This window comes from Chryseobacterium limigenitum, assembly GCF_900114875.1.
Taxonomy (GTDB): Bacteria; Bacteroidota; Bacteroidia; order Flavobacteriales; family Weeksellaceae; genus Chryseobacterium; species Chryseobacterium limigenitum.
On the sequence record NZ_FPKW01000008.1, the window covers coordinates 22,571 to 36,478 of the forward strand.

At 33.6% G+C, this 13,908-nt stretch carries 16 protein-coding genes; 8 read left to right on the top strand and 8 right to left on the bottom strand.

From position 1 onward, the window contains the following. Window positions 1-80 precede the first annotated feature (80 nt). Complete coding sequence (mutS, locus tag BT156_RS11265) at window positions 81-2,678, top strand: DNA mismatch repair protein MutS (RefSeq protein ID WP_072410157.1); 2,598 nt, start codon at window positions 81-83, stop codon at window positions 2,676-2,678. A 7-nt stretch (window positions 2,679-2,685) separates the two neighbouring features. Here the strand turns inward: mutS and BT156_RS11270 are convergent, their stop codons facing one another. From BT156_RS11270 to BT156_RS11280, 3 genes are all read right to left on the bottom strand, one after another. After that, window positions 2,686-3,120, bottom strand: coding sequence for an energy transducer TonB (locus BT156_RS11270; protein ID WP_072410159.1), 435 nt, complete (start codon window positions 3,118-3,120; stop codon window positions 2,686-2,688). A gap of 26 nt (window positions 3,121-3,146) precedes the next feature. Next, complete coding sequence (locus tag BT156_RS11275; RefSeq protein ID WP_072410161.1) at window positions 3,147-3,569, bottom strand: energy transducer TonB; 423 nt, start codon at window positions 3,567-3,569, stop codon at window positions 3,147-3,149. A 73-nt stretch (window positions 3,570-3,642) separates the two neighbouring features. After that, a complete protein-coding gene (locus BT156_RS11280; RefSeq protein ID WP_072410163.1) occupies window positions 3,643-4,437 on the bottom strand; it encodes a hypothetical protein in 795 nt (264 codons plus the stop codon). A 140-nt stretch (window positions 4,438-4,577) separates the two neighbouring features. On the opposite strand from BT156_RS11280, the gene BT156_RS11285 reads away from it, so the two are divergent. Together BT156_RS11285 and BT156_RS11290 are read left to right on the top strand one after the other, a co-directional pair. Next, window positions 4,578-4,844 carry a thioredoxin domain-containing protein gene (locus BT156_RS11285; RefSeq protein ID WP_228430100.1) on the top strand — a complete coding sequence of 89 codons (267 nt, stop codon included), beginning with the start codon at window positions 4,578-4,580 and terminating at the stop codon, window positions 4,842-4,844. 75 nt (window positions 4,845-4,919) lie between these two features. Then, window positions 4,920-5,315, top strand: coding sequence for a ribosomal maturation YjgA family protein (locus tag BT156_RS11290; protein ID WP_072410165.1), 396 nt, complete (start codon window positions 4,920-4,922; stop codon window positions 5,313-5,315). Here the strand turns inward: BT156_RS11290 and BT156_RS11295 are convergent, their stop codons facing one another. From BT156_RS11295 to BT156_RS11310, 4 genes are all read right to left on the bottom strand, one after another. Beyond that, window positions 5,316-6,233 carry a YARHG domain-containing protein gene (locus BT156_RS11295; protein WP_072410167.1) on the bottom strand — a complete coding sequence of 306 codons (918 nt, stop codon included), beginning with the start codon at window positions 6,231-6,233 and terminating at the stop codon, window positions 5,316-5,318. It lies immediately after the preceding gene. 78 nt (window positions 6,234-6,311) lie between these two features. Further along, complete coding sequence (locus tag BT156_RS11300) at window positions 6,312-6,950, bottom strand: DUF2306 domain-containing protein (protein ID WP_072410169.1); 639 nt, start codon at window positions 6,948-6,950, stop codon at window positions 6,312-6,314. 7 nt (window positions 6,951-6,957) lie between these two features. Beyond that, window positions 6,958-8,145, bottom strand: a complete 1,188-nt coding sequence (locus tag BT156_RS11305) for an alpha/beta fold hydrolase (protein WP_228430103.1) — start codon at window positions 8,143-8,145, stop codon at window positions 6,958-6,960. 126 nt (window positions 8,146-8,271) lie between these two features. Next, window positions 8,272-9,474 (bottom strand): BaiN/RdsA family NAD(P)/FAD-dependent oxidoreductase, encoded by a 1,203-nt coding sequence (locus BT156_RS11310; protein ID WP_072410172.1) that lies wholly within the window; start codon window positions 9,472-9,474, stop codon window positions 8,272-8,274. Between the two features lie 335 nt (window positions 9,475-9,809). Here BT156_RS11310 and BT156_RS11315 point away from each other — a divergent pair, with 335 nt between their 5' ends. The 5 genes from BT156_RS11315 (at window position 9,810) to BT156_RS11335 (ending at window position 13,243) form a co-directional block, all read left to right on the top strand. Then, entirely contained in the window at window positions 9,810-10,301 is a 492-nt protein-coding gene (locus BT156_RS11315; protein ID WP_072410174.1) for an acyl-CoA thioesterase, read from the top strand. An 87-nt stretch (window positions 10,302-10,388) separates the two neighbouring features. Then, window positions 10,389-11,453, top strand: a complete 1,065-nt coding sequence (gene thiL / locus BT156_RS11320; RefSeq protein WP_072410175.1) for a thiamine-phosphate kinase — start codon at window positions 10,389-10,391, stop codon at window positions 11,451-11,453. Window positions 11,454-11,563: 110 nt separating this feature from the next. After that, window positions 11,564-11,914 (top strand): hypothetical protein, encoded by a 351-nt coding sequence (locus tag BT156_RS11325; RefSeq protein ID WP_072410176.1) that lies wholly within the window; start codon window positions 11,564-11,566, stop codon window positions 11,912-11,914. A 466-nt stretch (window positions 11,915-12,380) separates the two neighbouring features. Beyond that, on the top strand, window positions 12,381-12,683 hold the full coding sequence (locus BT156_RS22535; RefSeq protein WP_317047197.1) for a hypothetical protein: 303 nt from the start codon (window positions 12,381-12,383) through the stop codon (window positions 12,681-12,683). Between the two features lie 98 nt (window positions 12,684-12,781). Beyond that, on the top strand, window positions 12,782-13,243 hold the full coding sequence (locus BT156_RS11335; protein WP_072410177.1) for a hypothetical protein: 462 nt from the start codon (window positions 12,782-12,784) through the stop codon (window positions 13,241-13,243). 80 nt (window positions 13,244-13,323) lie between these two features. Here the strand turns inward: BT156_RS11335 and BT156_RS11340 are convergent, their stop codons facing one another. Further along, entirely contained in the window at window positions 13,324-13,575 is a 252-nt protein-coding gene (locus BT156_RS11340; RefSeq protein WP_072410178.1) for a hypothetical protein, read from the bottom strand. Window positions 13,576-13,908 lie beyond the last annotated feature (333 nt).

Genomic DNA, 13,908 nt, shown 5'->3' on the forward strand with positions numbered 1-13,908 from the left:
CTCATCTAGTTTTTTAAAAACTTTAATCCTTCTATTTTATTTCATACTTTTACCATCCTAATTTTTTAAGAAAGATTTTAATGGCAAAGGCGACGAAAGAAAAGAAAGAAACCCCGTTAATGACTCAGTATAACACCATCAAGGCGAAATATCCTGATGCGCTTTTATTATTCAGAGTGGGGGATTTCTATGAAACTTTCGGGCAGGATGCCATTAGAACTTCCCAGATTTTAGGGATTGTTTTAACCAAAAGAGCAAATGGAGACGGGCATATAGAATTGGCCGGATTTCCACATCATTCTGTAGATTCTTATCTTCCAAAATTGGTGAGAGCCGGACTCCGTGTTGCGATTTGTGACCAATTGGAAGATCCTAAAACCGTAAAAGGAATTGTAAAAAGAGGGGTTACAGAATTAGTGACGCCTGGGGTTACGTTCAATGATCAGGTTTTAAACTCGAAAAAGAATAATTTCCTGCTTTCTATTCATAAAGAAAAAGAAAAGTACGGAATTGCTTTGGTTGATGTTTCTACAGGGGAATTTTTGGTAAGTGAAGGAAATCTTGAAAAATTGCTTCACATTGTCAGTACTTTTGATCCGAGTGAGATCATTTATCAGAGAAGTGTGCAGCTTCCTGAGCAGCTTAAAAATAAAAGTGCCTTCAAACTTGAAGATTGGGCGTATCAATATAATTTTGGCTACGAAAAGCTGACAAATCATTTTAAAACCAATTCTTTAAAAGGTTTTGGCGTTGAAAATTCTCAGTTGGCTATTACGGCTGCAGGAGCTATTTTTGCTTATCTGGTTGAAGATACGCATCATAATTTATTGGCTCACATTACAAAGATTCAGGTTATTCCGCAGGATGATTTCTTAATGATGGATAATTTCACGCTGAGAAATCTGGAAATTGTTTATCCAAGCAATCCGCAAGGGAAATCATTGTTAGATATTATCGACAAAACTTCAACGCCGATGGGAGGAAGATTGTTGAGAAGAAGAATTATTCTTCCTTTAAAATCGGTCTATGAAATTGGCAGAAGGCTTTCTTTAATTGATTTTTTAAATGAAGACGACCATCTGAAATACGAAATTGCACAACTGTTGAAGTCGATTTCCGATTTAGACAGATTAATGGGAAAACTGGCGGCCGAAAAGATCTCGCCCAGAGAACTAGGACATTTGCGTCAGAGTTTAATTAATATTCATAAAATTAAGGCTTTGCTTCATCCTCATGCCGATGTTTTGGCTTGGCTTGAGCCGTTGTGTGATCTTGATGAATTGATCAAAGCTCTGCAAAATCATTTGAATGAAGAACTTCCGGTAAGTCTTGCGAAAGGAAATGTCATTAAAGAAGGTATTTCTGAAGAGCTGGATATGTTGAGAGGTCTTCAAAGCAAAGGTCGAGGTTTCCTTGATGATATGTGCCAGCGAGAAATTGAAAGAACAGGAATTACCAGCCTTAAAATTGATTTTAATAATGTTTTCGGATATTATATTGAAGTTCGAAATACGCATAAAGATAAAGTTCCGAGTGATTGGCTGAGAAAGCAAACATTGGTGAATGCAGAACGTTATATCACAGAAGAATTAAAAGAATACGAAAGTCAGATTCTTGGTGCAGAGGACAAAATCGGTGTTTTAGAGAATCAATTATATAGAAATGTTTGTTCTGAAACGATGGTTTATATGGATCAGATTCAGGAGAATTCGAATATTATTGCACAATTGGATGTTGCGGTTGGTTTGTCGGAATTAGCTGTTTCTGAGAGTTATACAAAACCTGTTTTAACGGATAGTTTTTCAATTGATTTAAAAGAAGCAAGGCACCCGATCATTGAAAATGCGCTTCCTTTAGGCGAAAAATATATTCCGAATGATATTTACTTAGATAAAGATTCTCAGCAGATTATCATGGTTACAGGCCCCAATATGGCGGGTAAATCTGCGATCCTTCGTCAGACTGCAATTGTTTGTCTTTTAGCACAGATCGGAAGTTTTGTACCTGCAAAACATGCTGAAATTGGAGTTTTAGATAAAATTTTTACGAGAGTAGGAGCAACGGACAATATCTCTGCAGGTGAATCAACTTTCATGGTTGAAATGAACGAAGCTGCCAATATTTTGAATAATATTTCAGACCGAAGCTTGATTTTATTAGACGAAATCGGTCGTGGAACCTCCACTTATGACGGGGTTTCCATCGCGTGGGCGATTGCGGAATATCTTCATCAGCACCCAACTCAGGCTAAAACGTTATTCGCGACGCATTATCATGAATTGAATGAAATGACCGTTAATTTCGAACGTGTAAAGAACTTTCACGTTTCTATTCAGGAGAATAAAGGAAGTATTATTTTCTTGCGAAAGCTGGTTCCAGGTGGAAGCGAACACAGTTTTGGTATTCATGTGGCAAAACTGGCGGGGATGCCTTCAAAAGTGGTCAACAGAGCCAATGAAATTTTGAAAACATTGGAAGCAAGTCGCGGGCAGGGAACGGGCGCGTCTGAAACCATTAAAAGAGTGACAGAAGAAAATATGCAGCTTTCTTTCTTCCAGTTGGATGATCCTGTGTTGGAAAATATTCGTGAAGAGCTGACGAAAATTGATATTAATACGTTGACACCTATTGAAGCTTTAATGAAGCTGAATTCTATTAAAAAGATGATTGGGAAATAGCTTCCATTTATTTTTGTGGCGTAACCGTAATGTGTAATGGAATTTTTATTCTGTAACGTACTTTCTGACCGTTAATTTCTGCAGGAATCCATTTTTCTTTAATTTTTGAAGCTGATCTAATCACTTCTTCATTAAAGCTTTGGTTGTTTCCTGTTGCTTTTATGTCAGTTATAGAACCTGTCTTATCAATTATAAAAACAAGCTCACAACTCATATTTTCGTCTCCAATTATTTTTCTAGTCCTAAAGTTATTTGCAAGCATTTGTCTAAATACATTGATGCCTTTTGGAAATTCTGCTGATTTTTCAACATCGGGGAATTTTGTTTCGGGAGATTTTTTAATAATGAGTAGTTCATTAAGCTCCTCTGTACCTTTTACTGATTCTTGTCCAAAAGCAAAACAACCTAATGCCATGCTAAAGCTTAATATTATTTTTTTCATGATTAAAATTTCCACAAAAATAAGCTTTAATATTTCTTCAATGACAAAGGAAAAGTATAAAGATAGCGAACAGGCTCATTATTTATAGTCGCGGGTTTCCATTTTACAAACATTCTTCTGATGGCTGTTTCCGCGGCAGCTGAATGTTTTTTATCGTCTCCGGTTGCGGTAACGTACCGAATATAGCCGTTTTTTTCAACGATAAAATACACTCTTGTGTTGATTTTATTGGTTTTTACATCAATAATATCCATGTTTTCTGCAAATTTTCTGTGAAAAGCTTCCATTCCTCCCGGAAATTCAGGAGCCTTGTCTGCTTTTGTTACGACATCATCCATTTTCATTTTTGATTTTAAAAATGTATAATCTGTAATAGTTGGGGAATCTGTTTTTTGCCCAAATACTGTAATGCTTAAAAGTGCTATTAAAAAGAAGAATAATTTTTTCATAGCGAAAGAATTTTGTTAAAATTTTTAATGTTTTTAACCAAAGCAAAAAGAGAGCCTAAATGCTCTCTTTGTATTATAAATGATTGTATTCGTAAGTTGTGATCTCGGTATCGGTTATTGAAGTCCCCGTTTTTTCATAAAAATCTCGGGTATCTTTCTTAGGATATCCGTTCGTATGATACTCGTAGGTTGAGTGGTAGACCGTCCATTCATCTCCCGGAATATTAGTATACTGGATGCGGTTGTTATAATCTATAACATTACGGGTTGATCCGTTCATGTCCTCACTGTCCATAAGTCTGGTGTATCCGGTGATATTTTTAAATGGAAAACTTCCTCCGTCATAAGCAACGTTCTTAAGAATTCCGGTTCCGTTTTGAGTTGTTCCCGGCTGTACGTCTGCAACGGTTTCTGTCCAGTTTTTTAAAGATCCGTCAGTGTTTAAATAAACATCTTTTACGTAAGTTTTAGTTGAGTTGGTATGAGCAATAACATCCGTTATTCTTACGCGATCTGCTCCAATATAGGCATAATCTGTAGTGTAAGTTACCCCTTGGTAAGTAGATGATTTTTTTGTGATCTTGTTTGAACTGTTATACGTTACATTTGTGGTCTGTGTTGATCCATCAGCGTAAGTGTCAAGATATTTAGTGATCAAATCACCGGAATAGGTATAAGTTCTTTTGAAATTATCCGTTGTATTGGTCATGGTAACAATCTTGGCTCCGTTATAACTGAATGTAAAATTATCACCATCCTGCACCATTTTGGTCACTAAAATTGGATTGTCTTCTGCAGAAGTGTCTTCGTCAACCGTTGCACAAGATGTGAAAAGTAAAATAGGGAGTAAGAAGTAAATTTTTTTCATATAAATTGATTAAATAGGTTATACGATTCAAAAATAAGAGAAATATTTAATTATTGAAGTAAATTATAAGTTAAAATACAATATGACTGATCTATTTTTAACATAAAACATTTAATTTTAATAAAATTAATACCAAACAAATGAGTGAAAGAGCAAAACAAAAAGGTTTTACCTTCCCTTATTTGGTGGATGAAGGTCAGAAGATTTTCCCTCAATACGGAGCTACAAAAACGCCGCATGTATTTGTTTTACAGAAAGAAAACGGTAAAAATATCGTAAAATATATCGGAGCGATCGACAATAATTACGAAAATTTAAACGATGTTTCGGAATATTATGCTCAGGACGCTGTAAATGCTTTGATAAAATGCGAGCCCGTAGAAATGACAAAAACTGTTGCCATCTGATGCACAGTGAAAGTAAAGAAATAATATCTTTGTCAAAATATATCAATAGGAAAGGGCTTTAACCAAAACAGACATATGAAATTCAGATTCAGTTTAAAATATTTCGTTTTAACGATATTAATTTTCTTAGTTGAGGTTTTAATTGCGACTAAATTAAAAAACATTTTCTTCGTCAGAGCCTATCTTGGAGACGTTATTGTGGTGATTCTTCTGTATACTTTCGTTAAAAGTTTTTTCATCATCAATAATCAAAAATTAATTTTGGGAATTTTGGCTTTTTCTTGCCTGATTGAGTTTGCTCAATACTTCAATATTGCAGAAAAACTAGGCTTCCGAGAAGGAAGCCTGATGTATATTGTGATCGGAAATTCTTTTTCCTGGATTGATATTTTGTGTTATGTTGCGGGTTGTTTGTTACTTTTCCTTTTTGTGAAATTTATTAATTCAAAAGAAGAAATAGGTGTAAATTAATTATCTTCCGAAACTATCATATTTATCTTCTGCATATTTTACGAAACGGTTCAACAGTGCAACGTTCTCTTTTTCCATTGGAGAAAGGTCATTGTCTACGTTATTAGAAACCGGAATATACCAATCTGTCTGCTCAAAGAAGTTTCTGTAGGTCTGTTTTTTGAAAGCATAACCATGTCTTGCAAAAACCGAATTTTTAATGATTTCAAGATCCAGTTTTCTTAAGTTTTTAAGGTCTTTTTCTGTCAGCTTTTGTTTTGAAGCATTTAATTTAAACACAGCATCCGAAGCAACTCTGTTTTTTTGAGTTGTATATTTCTCTGTTTTCCCGGTTTCTTCGTCCGTATATTTTTCAACAAAATCTTTCGGATTTTCCCAATCTACCAGATTTGAATCTTCATCCAACATAAAATTCGGATTGTAAACAAACTGCTTTTTGGTTAGTTTTAGTGTTTTTAATGGAGATTTTACAGCTTTTTTATTAAATACAGACCATTTTCCGGTTAAACTGTCACCAGTTAATTTTACTTCAAATCTGCCATCAGTCTTATCATTTCCGGGTTCGTCCAGCGTAAATGATTTGGAGCTTTCATTAAAAATTCCTCGGAACGGACGCTGATTTCCATTCACAATACTTTGCCCGTAAACACTGTCTTTTGTGATTCTGTTGATCTTTAAAGCAAGCTTTTTATAAACCTCGCCTTCATATTCCTCACCATCTTCAGAAGTAATCATTTCTTTTCCTGCAAAATCGCCCATGTAAATTCCGTACAGTTCTTGATGAACTTCAGGAACGACAACAGAATCTTTCTTCGCAACAAGAGAGTCTTTTGATGATTCGGTTTGTTTTCCATCCTTTTTGCAGGCGACTAAACTTACTGTAAATAAGGAAATTAATGTTAATTTTAAAATTTTCATATGTAGTTTTTTTGATTTTTAAATGGTCATATGTAATCGCAGAATAGTTTTTCTATTTGTGATTAAGGTAAAGCGATCTCATATATGTTTTTTTGCAATTAAATATTCAATTAAAAGGATATTCGGAACCCAGCCGATCCATGCAATAATCTCATAAACATCCATCGGATTGGGATGGAATAAATATACAATAATAACCTTCCACATTCTTAAAGTGACGGCAGATAACGTTAATGCAAAACTGCGCCACATCCAATGTTTATGCTGTTTAAATTTTTTCTGTCGGGCAAATTGATAAGCCCTAAATGTTGTAAACCACCACAAACTTCCCAAAATAACAAAGGAGATTTTTGAATAAATATTTCCGTTAGCGAAAAATCCCATGTAAATTCCTGATGGCGCCGATAGTATCAAAATTAAAAAAATATAGACCTTTCCTGCGTTTCGATGAAAATTTTTCAATCCAAGATCTTTCCTGAGAATCGCTAAAAACCCCGAAAGTAAAACAAAAATGCTCGTGTAAACATGTGTGTAGAAAAACCACAAATATTCCGGTCGGTCAGTAACTTCAGTTTGCTTTATCATTAAAAAACTTACTTCAGTTTTTAACGGAATATATTCTAATGTGATTTTCAGCATCAGCCAAAAGAAATACCCAAACCCTATGATTAAAAGGGTTTTTAAGATGTTTGGGATATTTTTTTTGATTAAAAGCATTTAAGAATTATTTACCTTCAAAAAAATCAATTACTAAAGAATTAAAAAGCTCTGGTTTTTCAACGACGACAGAATGTGTTGAATTCGGAATAATTGCTAGTTGACCTTTGGGAATAGATTCTGCAATTTTTACAGTATGTTCTGTTTTTATGACATCTTTATCTCCTGCCATTATCAAAGATGGACATTGGATTGCTTTTAAATCTTCATATTTCAAATTTGGATATTTTAAATCTAAATTATATAAATCAATGTAAACATCATTTTTACCATCTTTATTTTCTTTGATAAGTTGAGCTAAAGTTTCTCTCATGTCTTTAAGTTCGTCATCTTTCTGACCTTCAGGAAATATGTTAGCACCAGAACATGCAATTTTATCTATCAGGTCCGGATATTTTAAAGCCATTAAAATTGCAAGAATCCCACCATCACTCCAGCCAAGAATTTTTACTTTTTTGATGTTTTGTTGATCCAAAAACTGTTTCAAATCTTCAACCTGAATATCAAAAGTGAGTTCCTTTGTTTTGTCATAAGTAGATTTCCCCCTTTCTCTGCAATCAACAATGATTACTTTGTATTTTTTTGAAAATACGTAGACCTGATTCATGAAGGCATTAATAGACTGCCCATTTCCATGAAGCATAAGAAGAGGTTCGCCTTCGCCATATGTTTCATAATACATCTTTATGCCGTTTACATCTGCAAATTTTCCGTGAGGCATATTTCCGATAATATTCTGACCTTTAATCAACAAAGATTTATTTCCATTAAAGGGCTTGTAGTCAGAAGTTGTGATGGTGAAATTTTTAACATGAGTTATTTTATTTCTTCCGATACCTTCCGACCAGTCTTTTCCGGAAATCAAATTCTCTTCGAAACTTGCATTTTTTAATGGAATATTTATCCATTTGACAGATTTAGGATCCAGAACTTCCAGTTTAAAGTCATCAAAATAAAAATCTCCGTTATCTGTTGCATAAGCTCCAATATTTAAAGTTTTTCCTTCAGGATTAACTGTTCCTTTTATTTCAAAAGTATTCCATTCTGTAGTGACTTTGATATTCGAATAAGCCTGATTTTCAAAGAATCCAGTTTTGTTATCTATATCATCAACTCTTGCCCAGATGGCACATTTAGCATTACTGTCGTTTTCTTTTCTGACTTTTGCCGAGACCCGGAATTTCCAGTTCTGCATGTTTTCCACGTTTACCGATTGAACAAATGAAGTCCAATTAGAGACTATAGTTTTGTTTTGAGAAAAAACAAAAGAACAAAATAAAATTAGAGGTAGTATAATAATCTTTTTCATAAATGTATTTTTTTAAATGTTATTCAAATCCTGTGCAATCAGCCATGCCTCGCTCCAGCAAGCCTGAAAATTAAAACCTCCCGTCACCGCATCAATATTCAAAACTTCTCCGGCAACATAAAAATTAGGCAAAATTTTCGAGGACATATTTTTAAAATTAATTTCTTTCAAATCTACCCCTCCTGCAGTTACAAATTCATCCTTAAAAGTTGATTTTCCTGTTACCTGCAATTTCTTTTTGCATAAATTTTCAAGAATGGTTTGCATTTCTTTTCCCGAAATCTGTGCAACCTGCTTGTTGAGATCAATGTTTGAAACTTCTAATATTTTCTGCCAGAATCTATTCGTAATATCAAATATTTTCGCCAGTCCAATCGTCTTTTTCGGATTGGATTGTTTGAAGTTTTGAAACAATTCTTCTGCTTCATCAATATCTTTTGAAATAAAATTAACTTCAATTTCAAAATTATATTTAACCTTAGCCAAGCTCAATGCCTCCCAAGCTGAAATTTTCAAAATAGCAGGTCCCGAAAGTCCCCAATGGGTAATTAATAATGGTCCGCTTTCTTCTGTTTTTAATTTCGGAATGGAGATTTCTGCATTTTCAAAGCTTGTTCCGGGCAATTCTTTTAATAAATCATTTTTAATATTGAATGTAAAAAGCGATGGAACTAAATCAATGATCTTATGTCCTAAATTTTCAATAATTTTCAATGACTTCGGCGAACTTCCGGTTGTGTAAACCACAAAATCGGCTTCGAAATCACCTAGACTTGTTTTAACAACATATCTTTCATCAAGTTTTTCAACTTCCTTTACGGAACATTTTGTCTTTACTTCAACATTTTTTTGCTGAATTTCATTCAGTAATGTATTGATAATGGTCTGTGAAGAGTTACTTTCAGGAAAAACTCTGTTGTCATTTTCTATTTTCAACGGAACTTTTCGTTGATCAAACCAATCCATCGTGTCCCCCGGCTGAAATTTGGTGAACACGCTCAATAATTCCTTATTTCCACGAGGGTAAAACTGAACCAATTCTTTTGGATCAAAGCATGCATGGGTTACATTACATCTTCCTCCTCCGGAAATTTTAACTTTCTGAAGTACATCTGAGTTTTGCTCGAGAATCGTAATGTTATATTTTGTTTCGTCAAGATTCGATGCACAGAAAAAACCGGCTGCACCGCCTCCAATAATGATAATTTGCTTCATAATTCCTTTAATCTTATGCTGAAGATTATTTTTACAAAACTACAATTTTTATAAACCATCTTATTTGAGTAATTTTGAAGATTATAATTTTTTGAACTTTAAAGTGAAAATATTCAACCACAAAAGGAACAAAAGATTGTAAACACTTTAGAACAAATAAGTTTAATATTAAACAGTTTAATAGTTCACATAAGATGAAAATCAAGGCTTTTCTAAAGCTAATGTGTTCTTCTGTTTATTGTTGAAAGATAGCTTGAAAGACTTATGTGTTGCAAAAGCTTTTGTTTCTTTTGTGGTTAAAAAGTTGGAGTTCATTATTAAAAAATAAAATTTAAATGATATTTTACCATAAATTCGAAGTTCGTTGGAGCGATCTTGATGCCAACAAACATTTAGCAAACTCATCTTATGTGCAATTTTGCGCGCAAACCAGAATGGCTTTTATGAAGCAGGAAAAAATGGGGGTTACGCAGATGAGCCGATGGGGGATTGGTCCTGTGATTATGCATGAAAGATTCTCTTTTTTTAAGGAGATATTTGCCGATCAGGTGGTTATTGTAAGTCTGGAAATCGATGGATGTGCAGAAGATTCTTCTATTTATCGTTTCGTACACAAATTTTATCTTCCGGACGGATCGCACTGTGCAACCGCAGAAGCTACAGGAGTCTGGATTGATACCATGTTGAGAAAAATGACAACCCCACCGGATGATGTAATGGAAGCAATGAACAAATATAAGACACCGGATACGGTAATTTTAACGAGAGAGGATTTTAAGAAATTACCTTTCCGTCCGGAAAATATTGATCCGTCGGAACTTAACTAATAAATGATAATAGATAAATGATGGTTGATAGAGTAAAATTCTTCAAAATCATTTATCATTTATTAATCATCACTTATAAATTAAAATATGTTTGAAGATAAAGAACCAGAATTAACACCCATCTCTAAATTAGGAGAATTTGGGTTGATTAAGCATTTAACAGAACATTTTCCTTTATCCAACGAGTCTTCGGAGCTTGGAGTGGGAGATGATGCGGCAGTTATTAATCCTGGAAATAAAAAAGTTGTTCTTACAACGGATGTTTTGGCAGAAGGAGTGCATTTCAATTTGGGATATGTTCCGTTAAAACATTTAGGATATAAAGCGGTTGTTGTGAATCTGAGCGATGTTGCAGCAATGAACGCTACTCCGACACAGATTTTGGTTTCCTTAGCGGTTTCAAACCGTTTTCCGGTGGAAGCTTTGGAGGAAATTTATTCTGGAATTCAGGCGGCTTGTACTCGATATAAAGTAGATTTGATCGGTGGAGATACAACAAGCTCAAATGCAGGTTTGGTAATGAGTATTACTGCTGTCGGAATTGAAGATGAGGAGAATCTTGTAAAAAGAAGCACTGCAAAACCAAATGACCTTCTTGTTGTAAGTGGTGATTTGGGTGGCGCTTATATGGGACTTCAGATCTTGGAAAGAGAACATGCTGTGTTCTTGGCTGATCCGAATATGCAGCCTGAAATGGAAGGATTTGACTATATTCTGGAAAGACAATTGAAACCTGAAGCAAGAACAGACGTTAAAGGTATTTTAGAAGGACTGGATATCAAACCAACTTCTATGATTGATATTTCTGACGGTCTGGCTTCTGAGATCTTACATCTTTCAGACCAGTCAAAAGTGGGTTTCAGACTATACGAAGAGAAAATTCCGATGGATAATCTGACGATCACTACGGCAGATGAGTTTAATTTAAACCCTGTAATGGCAGCTTTAAGTGGCGGTGAAGATTATGAATTATTGTTCACCATTTCACCAAACGATTTTGAAAAAATGAAAAATCACCCGGATTTTACGATCATCGGGCATGCGGTTGATAAAGAGGAAGGCAATTTTATGGTCGCTAGAGGTTCTAATCAATTGGTTTCTCTTACTGCACAAGGTTGGGATGCTTTTTTAGGGAATAATCAAAACGATTAAATTTTATTTAATTTTGAAATATTGTGAAACCACTGCTTTTGTAGTGGTTTTTTTGTTTAATTTAATTAGGTCTCTAATTTGCAGAGAAAAGAAAAACATAAAATGAAGTGATGAAAAATAAAAGAAACCCTTTAAGTACCCTATTTGTAATAGGAATGTTGATTCTTGGTTTTATCTCTTTAAAAGTATTTCAAAAATATAGTTTTAATAAAGAATATGAAAGTAAATATCATGGTCTGGTAATAGGGCAAGAACCTGACTCTAGAGGATTTACTGATTTATATCTTTCGAATAAAAGCTGTGTACATTTAACATTTTATTCAAATTGGGAGCGCAAAGAAGTTTTTGTAGGAGACTCTATTAGTAAAGACGGAAACTCAAGAGAAATAAGGATTTATAAAAAAGATAATAATAGTGGCAATTATAAATATTTTAAGTCTATGGATATGATAATTGACTAATTTCTTCGTTACTAAAAGTCTATTAATTTAAGCAATAGTAATAAACCGCTGCGCAAAGTCTGTGACTTTTAGCCAGATTAATTAAAAAAACAGGTACAATTTAGTAGCGGTTTTTTACATAAAAAAGAAAATTAATTTTACATTTATAATATAAAAACAAAAAGATGAAAGAAGGTTATACTATAAGAGATCAGGAGAGGCCGCATTTCATAACCTGTACAGTTGTGGATTGGGTTGATGTTTTCACAAGAAAAGTTTATAGAGATGTAATAATTGAGTCTTTAGAATATTGTAAAAAACATAAAGGTCTTGTACTGTACGGCTACGTCATAATGAGTAATCATATTCATTTAATTATACAATCGAAAAAAGTAAACTATCAGATTTAGTCAGGGATTTTAAAAAGTTTACATCAAAGAATATTTTAGAGAAAATACAAACAGAACCAGAAAGTAGGCGAGAATGGATGCTGGAAAGATTTTCCAAAGCAACAGAAAGTCATAGTAGAAACAAAGCCTATCAATTCTGGCAGTATGGTAATCATGCAGAGGAAGTCTATACTTTGCACTTTTTATGGGATAAGCTTAATTATATTCATTTAAATCCTGTAAGGGCGGGTCTGGTAGATAAGGCACATTATTATATATATTCATCAGCAAGTAATTATGTTCTGGGAAATGGATTATTGGATGTAGAACTGGCAGATAATCCTGTAATTGATGTAACTAAGAAAAATGAGTTTTGGAAGTATAATAATTATAATGATTAGCTCAAAGTCACAGACTTTGTGCAGCGGAGGAATATTACTTGCAAAAATTAGAAGGAGAAGCAACAAGAAGAGCAAATTTAAAAAAATAGAGTTATATTATGATTATTGAAGAGTTTTTGAAAATAGAAAATCATACTGACAAGGATGAAATAGGTATGCTTATGAATGATCTATATAATGAATTTAGAGGGGGGCGTGACAGAAATGATATTTTAATATTATTAAATTCGGATATAGATTATATGAGATATTATGGGTGTAGCATTTTGAATGAAATATGTATAAATGACATTAAATATATCAAAAAAATAATGGACAAACTATATGATATTCTCATAAATGATATTTCTGTTAATAATAATATAAGGGCTTATCACGCATTATATGGTATATATCTAGATAATAAGGATATTAATGGTCTTTTATTATTGTGTGAAGAAATGAAAAATAATACAGAGCCAATGATTAAGCAAGGTTCAATTGAATTCCTTGAAAAGTATAAAACGGCACCTGAAAACTATACTTTTGATGAGTTTACAAAGCATCTGTTTAGCAGATAAAATTACACCCGCTGCGCAAAGTCTGTGACTTTGATCCAAAACAACAAAAAAACCACTACAATCCGTAGTGGTTTTTATCATTAAAAAGGTTGTTCTGTACAACGATCATCTCCGGGAGGGCAATACGTTCCGCCACCACCGCCAGATCCGCCGCCGCCTACAGCAATGCATTGTCCGGGATTTCCGTCGTCATTCATTTCGCATGCTTTTCCGAAGGTACATTCGCAGTCGGTCCAGCAATAGGCAGAATCTCCGTTGCTATGACAGCCACCTCCGCCTCCGCCAAGAATGTTGGATAAATCTTTTCTTGCAAGTTTTTTGATGTTTTTCATAATTAAAGTTTGTAATTTGGTTAAAATGTAAAATAATTTACATTATTTAAAGATAAAAAATTAAAATTAATCATTTCTCAAATTTGTAATAAAAAGTAAGCCGGAATGATCTTCATTATTGGACAGATAATTTTTAAAATAGAAGTTTAATCTAATAAATTGAATCTGTCATAAATTTTGGAGTGAATAACTGTAGTAAAAAAAATATCTGTAAAAAGATAATACGAGGAAGCGCAGTTATAGTATTTGCGATGTCAATGATAATATTCGAAGTGGCATTTTAAATATTAGCAATGGTGGTTACATTATAAGCGTTGGCGATTTTAATATTTG